General features: G+C 66.2%; 17 protein-coding genes and 1 tRNA gene. 4 read left to right on the forward strand and 14 right to left on the reverse strand.

Going from position 1 to position 16,300, the window contains the following annotated elements; translation table 11 throughout:
* Positions 1–66 precede the first annotated feature (66 nt).
* Together bioD and CQW49_RS01860 are read right to left on the reverse strand one after the other, a co-directional pair.
* Positions 67–699 carry a dethiobiotin synthase gene (gene bioD, locus CQW49_RS01855; RefSeq protein WP_003615855.1) on the reverse strand — a complete coding sequence of 211 codons (633 nt, stop codon included), beginning with the start codon at positions 697–699 and terminating at the stop codon, positions 67–69.
* On the reverse strand, positions 696–1,856 hold the full coding sequence (locus CQW49_RS01860; protein WP_003615853.1) for an 8-amino-7-oxononanoate synthase: 1,161 nt from the start codon (positions 1,854–1,856) through the stop codon (positions 696–698). Before CQW49_RS01860 ends, bioD begins: the two co-directional genes overlap by 4 nt.
* A gap of 153 nt (positions 1,857–2,009) precedes the next feature.
* Between CQW49_RS01860 and CQW49_RS01865 the strand changes: the two genes are divergently transcribed.
* Positions 2,010–2,357 (forward strand): Rieske 2Fe-2S domain-containing protein, encoded by a 348-nt coding sequence (locus CQW49_RS01865; protein WP_003615850.1) that lies wholly within the window; start codon positions 2,010–2,012, stop codon positions 2,355–2,357.
* A 5-nt stretch (positions 2,358–2,362) separates the two neighbouring features.
* Here CQW49_RS01865 and CQW49_RS01870 read toward each other — a convergent pair whose 3' ends face one another.
* Positions 2,363–3,205 carry an aldo/keto reductase family oxidoreductase gene (locus tag CQW49_RS01870; protein WP_003615848.1) on the reverse strand — a complete coding sequence of 281 codons (843 nt, stop codon included), beginning with the start codon at positions 3,203–3,205 and terminating at the stop codon, positions 2,363–2,365.
* An 83-nt stretch (positions 3,206–3,288) separates the two neighbouring features.
* On the opposite strand from CQW49_RS01870, the gene CQW49_RS01875 reads away from it, so the two are divergent.
* Complete coding sequence (locus CQW49_RS01875; protein ID WP_003615846.1) at positions 3,289–3,897, forward strand: TetR/AcrR family transcriptional regulator; 609 nt, start codon at positions 3,289–3,291, stop codon at positions 3,895–3,897.
* 136 nt (positions 3,898–4,033) lie between these two features.
* On the forward strand, positions 4,034–5,203 hold the full coding sequence (locus CQW49_RS24260) for a hypothetical protein (protein ID WP_155931224.1): 1,170 nt from the start codon (positions 4,034–4,036) through the stop codon (positions 5,201–5,203).
* On the opposite strand, the gene CQW49_RS01885 is transcribed toward CQW49_RS24260, so the two are convergent.
* From CQW49_RS01885 to CQW49_RS01905, 5 genes are all read right to left on the reverse strand, one after another.
* Entirely contained in the window at positions 5,184–6,530 is a 1,347-nt protein-coding gene (locus tag CQW49_RS01885) for an IS1380 family transposase (RefSeq protein ID WP_003616184.1), read from the reverse strand. The genes CQW49_RS24260 and CQW49_RS01885 overlap by 20 nt on opposite strands.
* A gap of 265 nt (positions 6,531–6,795) precedes the next feature.
* Positions 6,796–6,885 (reverse strand) — tRNA-Ser (locus tag CQW49_RS01890).
* Between the two features lie 75 nt (positions 6,886–6,960).
* Positions 6,961–7,284 carry a YnfA family protein gene (locus tag CQW49_RS01895; RefSeq protein WP_003612813.1) on the reverse strand — a complete coding sequence of 108 codons (324 nt, stop codon included), beginning with the start codon at positions 7,282–7,284 and terminating at the stop codon, positions 6,961–6,963.
* Positions 7,285–7,295: 11 nt separating this feature from the next.
* A complete protein-coding gene (locus CQW49_RS01900; protein WP_003612811.1) occupies positions 7,296–7,688 on the reverse strand; it encodes a hypothetical protein in 393 nt (130 codons plus the stop codon).
* Positions 7,689–7,692: 4 nt separating this feature from the next.
* On the reverse strand, positions 7,693–8,037 hold the full coding sequence (locus tag CQW49_RS01905) for a hypothetical protein (protein ID WP_003612809.1): 345 nt from the start codon (positions 8,035–8,037) through the stop codon (positions 7,693–7,695).
* 414 nt (positions 8,038–8,451) lie between these two features.
* On the opposite strand from CQW49_RS01905, the gene CQW49_RS01910 reads away from it, so the two are divergent.
* Positions 8,452–9,750, forward strand: a complete 1,299-nt coding sequence (locus CQW49_RS01910; RefSeq protein WP_244593395.1) for an OmpP1/FadL family transporter — start codon at positions 8,452–8,454, stop codon at positions 9,748–9,750.
* Positions 9,751–9,911: 161 nt separating this feature from the next.
* Here the strand turns inward: CQW49_RS01910 and CQW49_RS01915 are convergent, their stop codons facing one another.
* The 6 genes from CQW49_RS01915 to CQW49_RS01940 all read right to left on the reverse strand — a co-directional run bounded on the left by CQW49_RS01915 (position 9,912) and on the right by CQW49_RS01940 (position 15,770).
* Positions 9,912–11,006, reverse strand: a complete 1,095-nt coding sequence (locus tag CQW49_RS01915) for an Mrp/NBP35 family ATP-binding protein (RefSeq protein WP_003612806.1) — start codon at positions 11,004–11,006, stop codon at positions 9,912–9,914.
* Positions 11,007–11,130: 124 nt separating this feature from the next.
* Positions 11,131–11,442, reverse strand: coding sequence for a hypothetical protein (locus CQW49_RS01920; protein WP_003612804.1), 312 nt, complete (start codon positions 11,440–11,442; stop codon positions 11,131–11,133).
* A gap of 77 nt (positions 11,443–11,519) precedes the next feature.
* Positions 11,520–13,154: a PepSY-associated TM helix domain-containing protein gene (locus tag CQW49_RS01925; RefSeq protein WP_003612802.1), complete on the reverse strand. Its 1,635-nt coding sequence runs from the start codon at positions 13,152–13,154 to the stop codon at positions 11,520–11,522.
* A 7-nt stretch (positions 13,155–13,161) separates the two neighbouring features.
* Positions 13,162–13,446, reverse strand: coding sequence for a hypothetical protein (locus tag CQW49_RS01930; protein WP_003612800.1), 285 nt, complete (start codon positions 13,444–13,446; stop codon positions 13,162–13,164).
* Positions 13,443–13,718 carry a hypothetical protein gene (locus CQW49_RS01935; RefSeq protein ID WP_003612798.1) on the reverse strand — a complete coding sequence of 92 codons (276 nt, stop codon included), beginning with the start codon at positions 13,716–13,718 and terminating at the stop codon, positions 13,443–13,445. Before CQW49_RS01935 ends, CQW49_RS01930 begins: the two co-directional genes overlap by 4 nt.
* Positions 13,719–13,721: 3 nt before the next feature.
* Complete coding sequence (locus tag CQW49_RS01940; RefSeq protein WP_024749359.1) at positions 13,722–15,770, reverse strand: TonB-dependent receptor; 2,049 nt, start codon at positions 15,768–15,770, stop codon at positions 13,722–13,724.
* Positions 15,771–16,300 lie beyond the last annotated feature (530 nt).

Raw genomic sequence — 16,300 nt, forward strand, 5'->3', positions numbered from 1 at the left:
CCACCCTCTCCCTATGGGAGAGGGTCGCGCCCTTGCTTGGAAGATTCATTCGGCGTTGGTCACGCATCATGCGCCGTCCCCCGAAAAATCCGCGCGTCGGAACGCGCTCTCGAAGCTCGCGCGCAAAACATCCGCCGTCAACGCGGCGAGCAGCGGCAGCCGCCCGAGATCGCGCGCGTCGGACATTTGCGCGATGATGCGCCGCGTCTCCACATTCTCCTCGCCGATGAAGGCGACGCCGAGCACGGGAATGTCGCGGCGGCGCAGCGCCTCCAGCGACAGCAGGCTGTGATTGATCGTGCCGAGCGTCGTGCGTGCGCAGAGAACGACGGGCAGGCGCCATTGCGCGAGCAAATCGGCGGTCGGCAGCGTCTCGGTCAGCGGCGTCATCAGCCCGCCCGCGGTCTCGACGACGAGCGGCGACAGCGCCGGCGGCGCAAGGCGCGCGACATCGATCGTCACGCCGTCGAGCCGCGCGGAAAGATGCGGCGAGGCCGGCGTGCGCAGCACATAGGCTTCCGACAGCAGTCTTTCACGCGCGAGGCCGGAGAGGCGCGCGACGGTCTGCGTATCGGTTTCGCTGTCGAGCCCCGCCTGCACCGGTTTCCAATAATAAGCGCCGAGCGCGCCGGCGAGCGCGGCGGAAAACACCGTCTTGCCGACATCGGTGTCGGTGCCGACGACGACGAGGCGCGTCATGCCAGCCTCGCCATTTCCGCGGCGAGATCGTCGATCATGGCGATGATCTCGGCCTCGCTCACATTGAGCGTCAGCGTGACGCGCAGCCGCGCCGTTCCCTCGGCTACGGTCGGCGGGCGGATCGCGCGAATGTCATAGCCCCGCGCCTGCATAGCCGCGGCGAGCGCCAGCGCGCGCGCATCGGCGCCGACGATGATCGGCGCGATCTGCGACAGCGGCGCCGCGAGACCATGGCGCCGCAGCTCGCGCCCGGCGAGGGCCACGCGCGCGGCCAGCGACGCGCGACGATCTTCCGCCGCCTCGACGATCGGCAGCGCCGCGCGCACGGAGGCGGCGAGCAACGGCGAGGGCGCGGTGGCGAAAATGAAAGGTCGGCAGCGATTGACGAGAAACTCCCGCAGGACGCGCGGCATCAACGCCAACGCGCCGAAGAGGCCGAGCGCCTTGCCGCAAGTATGCAGCGTCACGACATTCTCGCGTCCCTCGAGCGCAGCTGCGAGGCCGCGTCCGCCGGGTCCATAGACGCCCGTCGCATGAGCTTCGTCGATGAGCAGGAAGGCTTCATGGCGGTCGGCGAGCGCCGCGAGATCGGCGAGCGGCGCGACATCGCCGTCCATGCTGTAGAGGCTTTCGACGACGAGGAAGACCCGTCCCGTTCCGCCTTCGCGGCGAAAGGCGCGGATCGCCGCCTCGAAGGCCTCGACGTCATTATGCGCGGCGGCGGCGCTGGCCGCGCGCGAGAGGCGCATGCCGTCATGCGCGCTCGCATGGATCAGCGCGTCATGGACGATGAGATCGCCGCGCTGCGGCAGCGTCGCCAGCAGCGCGACATTGGCGGAGAAGCCGGCGCCGAAGAACAGCGCGCTCTCGGCTCCAAAGAAAGAGGCGGCCTCCGCTTCCAGCGCCTCGTGCTCCGGATGATTGCCGCGCAGCAGGCGCGAGCCGCCGGCGCCGAGCGGAACGCCGCGCGCCAGCGCCGCCGCGGCGGCGCGCGCATAGTCGGGCGATTGCGCGAGGCCGAGATAATCATTGGAGGTGAAGTCGAGCCCCGCGCGCGGCGCGAGCGCGCGCAGCCGGTCGCGGGCGGCGAGTCCGGCGAGATCGGCGGCATAGGCCTCGAGCAGTCCGCCTCTCGGCTCCGATGTCTGAGACGGCACGAGCTTCCTGTTCGCTGCGGCGCGAAACCGGCCGATGGATGCGCCCCCGCCCGGGCAATAGGGCGTCGCCGGTCGCCTGTCGAGTCCCGCCCCGCGCTGGTCCGCAACTTGCGTAATCGAGGGACGATACTTTCACCGAGAAGGCGAGCTTCGATGGCGTTCACCACCATTTGCACCAAAGACGCCGTGAGCGAGGGCGGAATGGGCCTGTTCCAGGCCGGACGCAAGAGCGTGCTGCTGATCTGGCCGGAGGGCGGCGAGCTCAAGGCCTATCGCGGTCGCTGCCCCCATGCCGACATGCCGCTCTCCGAGGCGACCTTCAACGGCAAGACCGTGACCTGCCCGCATCATATGTGGGGCTTCGACGGCATGAACGGCAAATGCGTGACGCATCTCGTCCGCAATGCGCTGCACCCCTATGAGATGCGCGTCGAGGGCGACGAGATTCAGGTCGATGTCGGCCCGACGCGGCCGCCGCGCGCGGGCGCCGAGCCGGCCTGAAGCCGTCAGCGCAGCAAGATCTCCAGATCGTCCGGTAGATCGAGCTCGGACGCGGCGAGATTCTCGCGCAGATGCGCGAGCGACGACGTGCCGGGGATGGCCAGCAGATTGGGCGAGCGCCGCAACAGCCAGGCGAGCGCGATCTGCATCGGCGTCGCGCCGAGACGCTGCGCGACCTCGGTCAAGGTCGCGGATTGAAGCGGCGAAAATCCGCCGAGCGGAAAGAACGCCACATAAGCGACGCCGTCGCGGGCGAGATCGTCGATCAGCGCGTCATCGCTCCGATGCGCGAGATTATAGTGGTTCTGCACGCAAGCGATCGCGCAGATGCGCCGCCCTTCGGCGATCTGCGCCGGCGTCACATTGCTGAGGCCGATATGGCGAATGAGCCCCTGCTGCTGCAATTCGGCCAGCACGGCCAGCGGCGCCTCGATCGAGCCTTCGGCGGGGCCGTGAGCGCTGAACATGGCGCGGAAATTGACCACTTCGAGCGCATCGAGCCCGAGATTGCGCAAATTGTCATGCACGGCGGCGATCAATTCGTCGCGCGAGACAGCGGGAAGCCATGCGCCGCGGTCGCCGCGCCGCGCGCCGACCTTGGTGACGATGACGAGATCCGCCGGATAGGGATACAGCGCCTCGCGGATCAGCCGGTTCACGATATGAGGGCCGTAGAAGTCGCTGGTGTCGATATGATTCACGCCGCAGGCGACCGCTTCGCGCAAGACGGCGCGCGCCGAGTCGGGGTCGTGTGGCGGCCCGAAGGCGCCGGGGCCGGCGAGCTGCATGGCCCCATAGCCGAGCCGCCTCACCTTGCGGTCGCCGAGAGTGAATTCGTCGGTCATCATGCGCCCTCGCCTCTTTACGTTCCAACGAGGATTATGGGAACAATCTCGCCATTTGGAATTCGCATTCCGAGAGCTTCTGCGCAGTGACCCTCGAGCCCCGAAAATCCCCGGTTCAGGCCCGCTCGGCGGCGACGGTCGAGGCGCTGCGCATCGCCGCCGTTCAGCTTTTGGTCGCGGACGGGCTCGACCGCTGCACGACCACCCGCATCGCCGAGCGCGCCGGAGCCTCGGTCGGCACGCTCTATCAATATTATCCGAACCGCGACGCGCTGCTCGCCGCCGCGCTCGAGGAGCATCTCGACGGCGTGGCCGGCGCCGTCGAGCGCGCCTGTCGCGCGCAGAGGGGCGAAGGCGCGTCGGCGATGGCGTCGGCGCTCGTCACATCGTTCTTGACCGCCAAGCTGCGCGATCCACGAAAGTCGCGCGCGCTCTATGGAATCGCGCGCGAGCACGGCGGGCAGGCGCTGATCGCGCGGCTGCGCGCTCGCGCCACCACGGCCGTCGCGCAGATGCTCGCGAGCGCGCCCGAGCCTCGCTTCGAGGATTGCTCCGTGACCGCCGCGATAGCGATCGGCGTTTTATCCGGATCGGCGCAAAGCATCATGGAAGGAACCGCGCCACAGGATTTCGGCGCCCGCCTCGAGGGCGAGCTCATCCGGCTGCTGACCGGCTATTTCGGCGCTCGCGGATAGCGCGCGCTTCTGGCGGGCTACGACCGATAGCGATGATCACTAAGTTTACGGCATAGCCCGATGATCTGGGATTTTGTAGTGGCTCAGGCCCCAAATCCCAGGGCACGGTTAAAAAGCGCTCAAGTCAAAGGTCTCCATGAATTTCCGTTCGCCAAATCAGAAGGCTCGCGCAAAATCACTAATCCTCAAGTGGTTCGACGAGAGCAGCCAACCACCCGAAATGCGCGGCAAACTCGCGTCGGGCGTGGATCGCTTCGTCGATGAGATAGCCAATCGCGACTCATGGTCGGAATGCATGACGATCCTGCTCGGCGATCATTCGGTCCCCCACTTCGAGGCTTCAGGCCAAGGTTGGCGCGTAGCCCCCTGCCAGAAGGGGCTGGCGGTGAGCACAGTCGTTCCGGGGTGGGGTTTCGGCTGGCGTACGGCCTTCCGAGATGAATACGTCTACGACATACTCTCGTGGTTGGGGCATTACGCGCGTCAGTACGTCCATCGTTCGCATGTAGCTAAGGTGTTGATGATCGCTTGGGAGAGAGACCGCGCAGTTCTTCACCCATTTGGTTCGGAAGCGCATAGTCGACGCTATGGGGCCGTCACTCCTCCGATCCTGCCGAGAAATGCGCTTTCGACCGCAGTTAAAGACAGTGTTACCCGATGGGGAGGAGTTGAAGCGGCACCTCGGAGCAGATCCGGTTGGACACGCCGAAATACATTTGATCCCGCGGTTCATCAGGCCGTGTTCCATTTCCTTCGCGGCCGGTCACTCTTGTCCTCCGGCTTCGAACTCGAAGCCCTGGTCGCCTTTGACTGCGTGTTGCAATCATTGCAGACGATTGGGTGGACCAGCGTAGTCGGCGATCCACGGCGTAGCCGCTCCGATCTGATCGCAACGCTGGGCCTGCACCAAAATTACGGACAGCTAGCAGAACATGTGTACTTCCTTCGGAACGAGTTCGCCGCGCACGCAGGTGGTTGGCGTTGGTGGGACACGGGCGAGTATGTGGATGACGAGCTCATGGAAAGAGCGTCCGACATGGCTCTCCGCGTCCTCATCCATGCAGCGGACGCGGAGCCGGCCACTCGGCGAATTAATCCAGAACCTGATAATTGGAGCGACTGGCTAACCCCTCTTATTCGTGACGGTCCGATTTTTTGCATCGTCGGGCCGTTCGGCTCGCGGGCCGCGCGGGGGCGTTCGGCTTTTTCACCGCTTCGAGGATCGCACTTTCGGGAACGCGTTGGGAGGAATGGGAGAGACGAGAGGGGGCGCGCCGCCCCGTCGATCATGGTCCTGCGGGCATGAGCAGCGCCGCCGGCATGGAGCAGAAGAGATCGGCCTCGGGGCAGGCGGCGGCGAAGGCGAGGCGCACGCGGCTCGCGGTCTCGATCACGCGCGCGGCGATCTTCAGCAATCGCAGGCGCAGAGTCGAGAACTCGGCTTTGGCGAGGTCGCGCGGGCGCGGGATCGCGTCGCGCACGCCGAGCATCAGCCAATAGGCGGCGGTGTGCAGGACGAGGCGCACCTGATTGGCGAGCGCCGAACGACACGAGGTTCGATCGGAGCAAAGCTGCGTCTTGTGCAGCTTGATGAGATTCTCCGCCTGTCCGCGCGCGCAGTAGAGACTCTCATAGAGCCATTGCGGCGCGCCATGCGCGCGATTGGTGACGATGAAGCGAATGTCGAGGCCGAGCCGCGTCGCCTCGATGCGGGCGATCGCGCGGCGCTCTCTGTCCCAGGACTTGGCCCGGTGACGCGTCTCGGCATAGCCTCGCACGACGTCCTTGTCGTCGAGGGCGCGCTCGACGCGGACGGCGTCCGCCGTCTCCTCGACCTTCTTGGACAGCGGCTTGGTTCCGGGAAGGCCGAAGACGTAATCGACGCCGTGATCCTCGCACCAGGCCATCGCCTCGGGCCGCGCATAATGCCCGTCGCCGCGAAACAGGATGCCCGTCGTCGGCCAAGACTTGCGGATATGCCGCACGAGCCGGCGCAGATGCGCTCTCACCTCGACGCCGGACGGCGTCTTGCCCGGGCGCAGGATCATAACGACGGGACGGCTCTGCTCGGTGTCATAGACATGGATCGGCAGAAAGCAGCGCTCGTCATAATGGGCGTTGAACAACGACAATTGCTGATGGCCATGCGCGATGTCGCAGGTGTCGTCGATGTCGAGTGTGACCGAAGATGGCGGCTTCTCGTAGGAGGCCATCCATTGGTCGACGAGCGCATAGGTCAGGCGGATCACGTCGCGCAGGGCCGGCGCGTTCTCGAGCCGCGACAGCGTCGGCTGCGAAGCGAGATCGCGGCCCGTGTCGGGCAGGCGCCCGCAGGCGAGCTTGAACGCCGGATCGGAGCGCAGAAAATCGAGATCGTCGGCGTCCTCATAGCCGCAGCCGATCGCGAAGATGCGGGCGCGGATCATATCGGCGAGCGTGTGGGTGATGCGCGCAGGATCGCGGCGATCGGGAAAGCAGCGCGCCAGCCGTTCGGCGACGCCGAGCCGGCGCTCCGCCATGGCGAGCAGCATGACGCCGCCGTCCGAGGAGATGCGGCCGCCGTCGAAAGCGGCTGTGATTTTCTTGCCCTGGACGGCTGGAAACGAGAAGGCGGGGAACGTATCGTCTGTCATGGCGGGCGTGGCAGGCCGGTGCAGCGGGAAAGGGTTGGTGTCAACAACCAAATCCTACGCCGTTTCAGTGATCTATGCTACGCTCGCCACCCTTCCAACAGCGCCTTCATGAATAAGACGGGCTAATAAACAACTTCCCGCTCCTCTTCTCCGCGATCTGGTTTCGAGCCGGGTAACGCCTCCGACGCGACCAGACATTTACACAGCGGTAGCGCTCGTAGTCGGTCGGAGGAGCACGAACGACTGTGGCGTGCTCTAGCAAGGCTGGCGGAAGGGGTGGGATTCGAACCCACGGTGAAGTTGCCCCCACGGCGGTTTTCAAGACCGCTGCCTTAAACCACTCGGCCACCCTTCCAACGCTGCGCGGCGCCGAAGCGCCCTCGCCTTCTCTCTATGGCTCGGCGGATCGTGGCGTCAACCCGCGCCGCGCTCAGGCGCGGGAGCCGAACAGAATGATCGCGGCGCCGATCAGGCAGAGGGCGCCGCCGGTAAGGTCGAAGCGGTCGGGACGCACGCCTTCGACCGCCGCGAGCCAGCCGATCGAGGCGACGATATAGACGCCGCCATAGGCGGCATAGGCGCGGCCGGCGGCGTCGCTGTCGACGAGTGTGAGAAGAAACGCGAACAGCGCCAGCGACAGCATCCCCGGCGCGATCCACCAGGCCGAGCGGCCGAGACGCAGCCACGCCCAGAAGGAGAAGCATCCGGCGATCTCCGCCAGAGCGGCGCAAACATAAGCGGCGACGCCGACCATGGGAGCGGCCCTCACGAGAACCAGCGCAGAATCGCCGCGCTGAACAGGGCCACGGTCCCGAGACCCGCCAGCGCCTTCAGCCCGGTTGCGTCGGACATGACTCCGGGCCGCCATGAGAGCAGCGCCGCCGCGGCGATCGCCAGCGCCGCGCAGAGGATTTTCACGCACAGCGCGACGAAGGCGAGGCCGCCGATCTGCGGCAGCTCCTCCACCACGAAATAGCTCACGAGGCCGAATCCGAAGCCGCTCGCCAGCTGCACGATCCAGGCGACGAGCGTCCGTCGATAGGCGTCTCGCGCCGCGGCGCGAAAGCGCAGCGCGGCGAGCGGCAGGCCGACCGCCGCCACCGCGCCGAAATTATGCACGATCTGCACGAGGGCGTAGAGCGCGTTGTCGAGCTGCATCGCGCTATTGCACCGAGACGGTCACGCAGCTCTTGGCGCCGATCGGCGTATGGTTCTTGTTGACCGGCGCGACGCAGATCTTCCTCTCGCCCGCCTTCAGCGGCCCGAGCGCAAAGCTGCCGACGAGCTTGTGGCCGGTCGCGACCTCCTCCCCATCGACGAAGAGATGGACGTGATGCGCCTTGGTCCCCGCCTTCACCTCATAATCGACCTTATAGGCCTTGCCTGCCGTCAAGGTCTCGCCCTCGGCCGGGGATTTCAGCGTCACGAGGCTCTCCTCGGCCAGGACCTGCGACGCCGACAGGCCGACGCCGACGAGCAAAATAATGATGGTCTCGAAATGCCGCATGACAACTCTCCGCTTTCCGTTTCCGCCCAACGAGCTCTCGGAGCCCCGCCGAGGATGCGCCCGTCGGCGCGGTTTCACAAGGCCGAGCTCGCGCGGGCTTCGCTTCCTCACGCCCGACGCCGTCACACAAGCCTCTGCTTTCCAATGATTTGCAACCATGCAGCGCGGTGGGAGCCCTGCGCTTCCTGTGGCAAAATCGCTACATCATGGCAAAATATCGTCACCGAGCCGGCGGCGAGACCTATCGCTCAGGTCGACGCCTCTGATAGGTTGAATCAGAGGTCCGAATCGATGAGCCGCAGACCAGCGAGAACCGTTCCGCTTCTGATCCTCGATGGGCCGATGCGCGGCGACTGAACGAAGAGGCGGGGCGACTCGACGATGGCGGGACTTTCTCGACGTGGACTTTTGTCCGTGAGTGCGGCTCTGTGCGCGCTCTGCGCGCCGGCGCTGGCGGCGGACGGCTATTTTCTCAACGGCTATGGTCCACGGCAGAAGGCGCTCGGCGGCGCCGGCGTCGCCGATTCGCGCGACGCCATGTCGCTGTCGATCAATCCGGCCGGTCTCGTCGACCTTCCGCGGGAGCTGCAGCTCGGCGTCACGGCCCTGATCGTGAATCGCGGCTATTCCACCACCGGCCAGCCCCTCGTCGTCGCGCCGGGCGATGTGCGCAGCGGGCGACCAGTGTTTCCCATTCCGCACGACGCCTATTCCGCGCCGATCGATGGGGACTCCGCCTGGGGCACCGCCTCCTACGCCAATGGCGGAATCAATACGGCCTATGATTTCGGTCATTACCGTGCGCCGGCGGGAGGACCTTACGGCGGCGGATTCGCCGGCGTCGACCTCGAACAGAATTTCACCACCGCAGGCTATGCGCGCAAGTTCGGCGCGATATCGATCGGCGTCGCGCCGACCCTCGCCGTGCAGATGCTCAATGTGCAAGGTCTCAAGAGCTTCTCGGCCTATTCGTCTTCGCCGGACCACCTCTCCGACAATGGCTATGACTGGTCGGTCGGCGGCGGCATCCGCGCGGGCCTGCAGTGGCGCATCACCGAACAGCTGCGCTTCGGCCTGGCCGGGTCGACGCCTATGTATATGACGGCGTTCCGGAAATACTCCGGCCTTCTCGCCGACGGCGGCCGTCTCGACATTCCGGCGACGGTGATCGCCGGCCTCGCCTATGACGTCGTCCCCGATGTGACGGTGATGGCCGATTGGCGGCACATCTTCTATTCGGGCGTTCCGACCCTGCACAATTCGAGCTTTCCGCTGCGGCTCAACTCATTCGGCTCGCCCAACGGCGTCGGCTACGACTGGCAGGACACCAATTCGGCGTCTTTCGGCGTCGAATGGCGGGCGACCCCGGGGCTCGCGCTGCGCGCCGGCTACCATTACTCCACGAACCCGATCCCGTCGCGGGCGGCCAGCTTCAATGTGCTGACGCCGGTCATCAATATGCACAACGTCAGCGGCGGCTTCAGCTACGCAGTGACCAAGAATTCGACGATTGATTTCTCCGCGATCTACGCGTTCAAGAACAATACGCGCGGCATCGAGGCTCTGCCGCAAACGGCGCAGAACCCGTACGGCGCCTATAACCCCAACGCCACGGTCAATCTGTGGCTGCAGGGGTTGGAGCTCACGATCGGCTGGACCTATAAGTTCGATCCCGACGATCATTCCTTCATCCCGCGCCTCGATCGCCTCTGAAGAAGAGGGCTCGCGGCGCGGGCGTGGCGGCCGGCCACGCGCGCTTTAGCCGAATTAGGGTTGAAGGCGCGCGGTCCAGAGGGCCCCATATGCTTGCAGCGCGAGCCTTCTGGCTCGCCCGCGCTATCCGATCCAGCCGGATCGGATAGCGCTATAGCCGCTCAGCCCACCACGATCTTCGGCGGGGCGCGACGCGTGCGCGTCTCGAGCGCGGTCTTCACCTTTTCGGCGAGATCGATATAGACCGCCGCATATTTGCCCTTGGGATCAGTAGCGACGACCGGCGTTCCGGCGTCCGAGGTCTCGCGGATCGCGAGATCGAGCGGCACCTCGCCGAGGAAGGGCACGCCGAGCGCCTCCGCGTCCTGCCGCGCGCCGCCATGGGAGAAGATGTCGGTGCGGCCGCCGCAATGCGGGCACAGGAAATAGCTCATATTCTCGACGACGCCGAGGATCGGCGTCTCGACCCGCTGGAACATCGCGACGCCGCGGCGGGCGTCGATCAGCGCCAGATCCTGCGGCGTCGAGACCACGACTGCGCCGGCGAGCGGCACCTGCTGCGCCATGGTCAGCTGCACGTCGCCGGTGCCGGGCGGCATGTCGACGACGAGCGCGTCGAGCTCGCCCCAGGCGACCTCGCCGAGCAATTGCCCGAGCGCCTGCACCACCATCGGGCCGCGCCAGATCATCGGCACATCCTCGTCGACGAGGAAGCCGATCGACATGACCTTCACGCCATAGGCCTCGAGCGGAACCAGCCGATTGTCGACGACCTCGGGCTTCTGGCCGCCGAGACCGAACAGCCGCGGCGCCGAGGGGCCGAAGATATCCGCGTCGAGCAGGCCGACGCGCCAACCGAGCGCGGAGAGGCCGAGCGCCAGATTGGCGGAGGTTGTCGATTTTCCGACCCCGCCTTTGCCCGAGGACACGGCGACGATGTATTTGATCTTCTCGATCGCCGCGATCGGCTTGCGCTGCGGCGCCTGTCCCGGCGGCGGGGCGGCCGGAGCCGGCGCCTTCTCCGCGGTCAAAGTGACGATCGCCGCCTCGACGCCCGGCACGGTCTTGACCGCGCCTTCGACCGCGACGGCGAGGACCTCGAGCTCCTTGGCGCGCGCCGGATCGCCGCTCAGCGAGACGAAGACTTTTCCGCCCGACACATTGATCCCGCTGACGAGGCCCGCCGCGACGATCGACTTGCCTCCGGGTCCCGAGACGCTCTCGAGCGCCTTCAATATTGCTGCTTCATCGGCCACTGTCTTGCCCTTCGCACGAATCCGCCTCGGACGCCCCCGCATGGGGACGTCTTTGGAACGGTTCTACGCAATCGGTATGCCGATATCGGACCGATGCGTCTACGGCCGCGTGCGAAGCGAAGGCTCAGGCGCGCTGGCGCTGCACCAGCGCGTTGCGAATGAGGCCGACGATCGCGGTGACGATCGCGCCGGAGACGCCACCCCCGACCAGCTGGCCGGCGAAGACCGCGATGTCGAAGCCGCCATTGGCCGCGGTTCCGGCGATCGCCGGAATGAGCGAGGTGAGGATCGATCCGCCGCCGGCGCCGCCGAGCGCGCCGACGATGGCGTTGGCGATCGGGCCGAGGTCGAGGTTTTTCGAGGCCTTGGCGACGCCCGCGCCGCCGGCTGCGCCCGAAAAGAGCTGGATGAGGAGATTGATGAGCGTCTCGGACATTGCTGCGCCTTTCGTTCACGGTGAAGGGACCGTTACGAACTTGCGCGCGGCGAGCGCTTTTCAAGCCGTCCTTGCGCTCACCGCGGCTCGGGCGCCGTCGCGCGGCTTTCGGTAGGCGCGCCTTCGGCGCCTGTTCCGCTCGCGGGAACAGCCGACCATACGCTGTCGGACGGTCCGGCCCCGCTGCGCCGACGCGCCGCGCGCGCCAGAGCGGCGAAGCCGAGCGCGGCGCCCGCGGCGACAATATCGACGCAAAGGCCCGACGGATCGGCGGAGGCGAAGGGGCCGAGGCCGGGCGCGACAAGAGCGGCGGCGCTCGCGGCCGGAATCGCCGCCGTCGCCACGGCGGCGACGCCCAGCAGCTCGGCGCCGGCGCGCGCCGCGCCGCGCACGAAGGCGAAGGCCAGGGCGAGCGCCGCGACCGCATGATAGATGGCGCGGCTCGTCACTTCGATATCGTCGACATGGCCGTGCAGCCATTTCACCGACGCAATGGCGACGGATAAGCCGCAGACGCAGCCGAGGCAGACGCCGACGGTCGCCGCCGCCATGAGGCGGGTCGATCGCGTCTGCATGACCCCTTCCCCATGGCGGCGCGCGGTCCGCCGACGCGACTCGATCCATAAGAGATTGCCGGAATAGAACAGGAAGGCGCCGGCGAGGCCGAGGACGAGATAGGTCCAGCGCACAATGTCGCCGCCATAGCTCGCAAAATGCAGCGCGAAGAACGCTGCGACGATCTTGGTCCAGGAGCTCTGCGCTTCCGGCAGATAGTCGACATTGACGACCTCCGCTGTCGCGCCGCGCAGCGCCGCGAAACCGCCGCCGCGCGAGAGGAAGCGCGGATCCTCGCCGAACACCCGCACGGTCGCGCCGCGCGTGTGCATGTCGCGATAATGCAGGCCCTTGGGCGTGAAACCCGCGGACGTCGCCGCGACGGCCGCGATCAGCTCGGCGACCGGCTTCGTCGCGGCGGACGCCTCGTCGCGCCTCACCCCCGCGAAGGGACTGGTGGAACGCATGATCTTCGGCAGCTCGCCGTCGTAGACCATGCGATCGAGCGCTGCATAGATCGGATCATGCAAGCCGAACACGAAGGCGGTGAGCGCGATGACGAGATGAAAGGGCAGGCTGGCGACGCCGACGAGATTATGCGCGTCGAGCCACATGCGCTTCAGATTGGCGGAAAGGCGCAGGGCGAGGACATCGCGGACGAGAGACGGAAGAACCAATATCAGTCCTGAGACGAGCGCGACGAAATAGAGGCCGGCGAGAACGCCCGTGATGTTCTCGCCGATCTCCACGCCGACAGGGAGGCCCGCGGTGCGGTGGACCGCATCCACGACGGCGGCGATCGACGAGGGATGCGAGCGCTCGACGCGCAACTCGCCGGCCTCACTGAAATAGGCCATCCATCTGACCGCGTCCTCGCGGCTCTTGCGCCAGGCGAGCCGCGCCGGACGCCCATCGGCGGCGAGATAGAGCGAGAAATCCTTCGCCGCGTCCGGCCGCGCCGCCAGCGTCGCCGCGATCAGCTCGTCGGCGCCGGCGATGGTCGCGGCGCCGCGCGCGGGCGGCGTCGCCCAGCGGCCGATCGGCTCGGCGAAGACGGTGAGCGCGCCGGCGTAGAAGCAGACGAACAGAAGCATGCCGGAGACGATTCCGGTCCAGCTGTGGATGGTCTTGTAGAGCCTCAGGACCTCGGAGCGCATGCTCGCCTCAATGCAGGAGCAGCCGGCAGGCGTGGAGCCCGCCATGAGCGAGAAGGCTGGCGCCGCCGAGCCAGAGCCAAGCCCGAAGGCCGCTGCGAAACAGGAAGACGAAGGCGAGGACGGATAGCCAGATCGGCGCGATCATCCACATGACCAGCTGATATTTGTTTCCGCCTTCGAGACCCTGCGGGCCGAGACGGGCGAAGAGGCCGACGAGAGCGAGCGCGAGAGCGAAGCCGAGAACCACGCCCGCGAGGCTCTTGCTCACGATGTCGCGACGAAATGGCGTCATCGGCCCCTCCCCTTGCGCAGCGCCGCCACGATCGGAAGCGCGATCAGCAGCGTCATCAACAGCACGAGCTCCGTGAAGAAGGCGGTGAGCGGCGCCATCAGCGGCTGCAACGCCGCCCCGGCGACGAGCAAAAAGACGGCGGCTCCGAGCAGGCTCGGCGCCGCCGCAAGGCTACGGGGGAGCAAGTTCTGTCGCGACGTTCCGCCATAGAGGAGAACCGCGCCGGCGAGCACGCCGAGCAGGGCCGTCGCCAGGAGGAAGGTCGCGGTCATTTTTCAGAAATCGACCGTAGCGGAGAGCAGCACCGTGCGCGGCGCGCTCAATGTCGCGAACCCATCGCTGAAGGTCCCGGACCAATAGCTGTGATCGAGCAGATTGGTCACATTGGCGCGGAAGGTCACGCCGGTCTCGACGATGTGGGTGGCGTAGCGCAGCCCCGCGTCGAGTCGCGCCCATTCGGGAAGCCTGTAGGTGTTGGCCGAGTTGACGTATTGCGCGCTCGTATAGACGACGCGGCCTTCCGCCGTCAGTCCGGAGAGATAGGGAACGTCCCACTCGCCGTAGAGATTCGCCTGCCATCTCGGCACGCCATAGGCGTTCGTTCCGTCGAGCAGCCCATTCGCTGTCCGGGTCATCACGCCGACCGTATAGGCGACGCCTCCGGTCAGGCGCACGCCTTCGACCGGCTCGCCGAAGACGTTCCACTCTATGCCCTGATTGCGCTGGCGTCCGTCGGCGTCATAGGTGGCGCCCGTGCGGATCAGCGTCGGCCGCGTGATCTCGAAGAAGCTGATCGTGCTCGCGATATTTCCCCAGTCGAGCTTGGCGCCGGTCTCGATCTGCTCGGATTTGAACGGCGGGAAGATCTGATTGTAATTGGTCGCCGTCGCATCGGTCACGCGGTCGCCCTGAGTCAGGCCCTCGATGTAATTGGCGTAGAGCGACAGCCGCTCGTCCCATGGCTTGACGATGAGCGCGAAGGCGGGCGAGAGGGCATGGCGGTCATATTGGTTGAGCGCCCCGCCGACGACGGCCACCTGCCCCGTGCTGGGGTTGATGTTCTTGGTCTGCACCCGCTGGCTGCGCACGCCGCCCGTGAACTGAACGCGCTCGTCGAAGGCCGAGATGGTGTCGGCGACGGCGAAGCTGGCCAGATGCGTTTGCGATGTCTGCGTCGGATCGCCCGGATCGGCTGCGATCGGCGGCGTCACTGGCGCATAGATGTTCGACGAATATTGTCCCGAGCGGGTGTTTCGCGTGCCGGCGGTGAACGACAAGGACGAGGCGCTGACGACGAGCTGATGGTGAAGCGGCCCGGTGTCGAACTGGCCGCGCAGCCCTCCCTGCGAAGACAGCGTGTTCTGATAGCCGCGCAAATTGACGATCGACCATTTATAGTCTCCCGTCGGAGTGACGTTCTGCGCCTGCGTGCCATTGGTGAAGCCGCCATAATCATTGCTGGAGAAGCCGACGCCGCCGAACACGGTGATATTTTCGGTGATATCCAATTCGCCGCGTCCGACGACGGCGCCGTTCTCGTAGCGGCTGTTGGAGCCGAGAAAGAGATTCGTGCTCGAAGACGGCGCCGCGGCGACGCCAGCGCCCGAGAAGCTCGCGATCAGCGAGCTGCCGTTCCGGAAGTCTTCCGTGCTGTGATAGGCGTCGAGCGACAGCCGAAAGCGCTCTTCGCGAAAGTCCAGCCCCAGAGCATTCAGGCCGCGCTGTTTCCATTGCCCATCGACCGTGGTTTCGCCGCCGCGGTAGACGCCATTGTAGCGCACGCCGAACTGGCCGTGATCGCCGAAGCGACGCGCGACGTCGACATGCGCGCCGAGCTGGGTGTTCGATGTGTAATCGCCGCTGATGCGGCTGATCGGCGTCTCGCCCGCATGCTTGGTGACGAGATTGATCGAGCCGCCGATCGCGCCGAACGGGGCCATTCCGTTGAGCAGGGCGCCGGGCCCTTTCAGCACCTCGACGCGCTCGAGGAATTCGACCGGGACATGCCCGTCCGGCGCGAGGCCATACATTCCGTTGAGCGCGAGCTCGCTGCCGAGGACCTGAAAGCCGCGAATGCGGAAATTCTCGCGCATATGCCCGGCGGGCGTCGTCATGCGCACCGACGGATCATTCTCCATCACATCCTGCAGCGTGCGCGCCTGCTGATTCTCGATGAGAGCCGAAGTGTAGCTCGACACGTTGAACGGCGTGTCCATCATGTCGCGATTGCCGAGCATGCCGAGCCGCGCGCCGCGCGCCATTTGCCCGCCGGCATAGGCCTTGGGCAGATTGCCGATCTCCGCCTGAGCCGGCGCCGGATGCAAGCCTTCTCCCGACGGCGACCGGGCCATTGTGGGCGTAGGAGCGGCCACCGGGTTCGGGCGCGGTCCCCGGACCGGTGTCGGACGATGTCGCGCCGCCCGCGTCGGCGTCGCCGTATGTCTCACCGCCGTCCGCGGCTTTTCCTTCGGCGCGTCGACCGCCACGGCGGGAAGGGAGGTGACGCCGGGCTCCGCCTTTGCGACGGACTCGGCTCCAAAGAGGATCAACGCTGCGGCGCCGATGATCTTCGCAGGATCATGCGATGCGCGCCTCGAGGACGGCGCCGCGCAGCACAGGCACGTTACAATACTGTCATTCCATTCTCTCATCACGACCGCCGAACCTATAAAAGCCTCACATCTGGCGAAGCTATAGACAGGGTATTGGCGGATCAAGACGCTACTTAGGTATTGAGAACATTTATAAAGTCGTCGATATTTATTTCTGCGTGGAAATATTATTGGTGGCAGGCGATATTATTCATAATTATTCCAATTCTCGACTATTGCCGAGTGGCGCGACCCGGCGGCGC

Source organism: Methylosinus trichosporium OB3b, assembly GCF_002752655.1.
GTDB classification, from domain to species: domain Bacteria; phylum Pseudomonadota; class Alphaproteobacteria; order Rhizobiales; family Beijerinckiaceae; genus Methylosinus; species Methylosinus trichosporium.

Excerpts from the sequence above, each read along its gene's own strand:
- CQW49_RS01895 (WP_003612813.1), bottom strand. The coding sequence starts at position 7,284 with ATGGTCGGCGTCGCCGCTTATGTTTGCGCCGCTCTGGCGGAGATCGCC.
- CQW49_RS01930 (WP_003612800.1), bottom strand. The coding sequence starts at position 13,446 with ATGACGCCATTTCGTCGCGACATCGTGAGCAAGAGCCTCGCGGGCGTG.
- CQW49_RS01905 (WP_003612809.1), bottom strand. The coding sequence starts at position 8,037 with ATGCGGCATTTCGAGACCATCATTATTTTGCTCGTCGGCGTCGGCCTG.
- CQW49_RS01885 (WP_003616184.1), bottom strand. The coding sequence starts at position 6,530 with ATGACAGACGATACGTTCCCCGCCTTCTCGTTTCCAGCCGTCCAGGGC.
- CQW49_RS24260 (WP_155931224.1), top strand. The coding sequence starts at position 4,034 with ATGAATTTCCGTTCGCCAAATCAGAAGGCTCGCGCAAAATCACTAATC.
- CQW49_RS01900 (WP_003612811.1), bottom strand. The coding sequence starts at position 7,688 with ATGCAGCTCGACAACGCGCTCTACGCCCTCGTGCAGATCGTGCATAAT.
- CQW49_RS01920 (WP_003612804.1), bottom strand. The coding sequence starts at position 11,442 with ATGTCCGAGACGCTCATCAATCTCCTCATCCAGCTCTTTTCGGGCGCA.
- CQW49_RS01935 (WP_003612798.1), bottom strand. The coding sequence starts at position 13,718 with ATGACCGCGACCTTCCTCCTGGCGACGGCCCTGCTCGGCGTGCTCGCC.
- CQW49_RS01870 (WP_003615848.1), bottom strand. The coding sequence starts at position 3,205 with ATGATGACCGACGAATTCACTCTCGGCGACCGCAAGGTGAGGCGGCTC.
- bioD (WP_003615855.1), bottom strand. The coding sequence starts at position 699 with ATGACGCGCCTCGTCGTCGTCGGCACCGACACCGATGTCGGCAAGACG.
- CQW49_RS01865 (WP_003615850.1), top strand. The coding sequence starts at position 2,010 with ATGGCGTTCACCACCATTTGCACCAAAGACGCCGTGAGCGAGGGCGGA.
- CQW49_RS01925 (WP_003612802.1), bottom strand. The coding sequence starts at position 13,154 with ATGCGCTCCGAGGTCCTGAGGCTCTACAAGACCATCCACAGCTGGACC.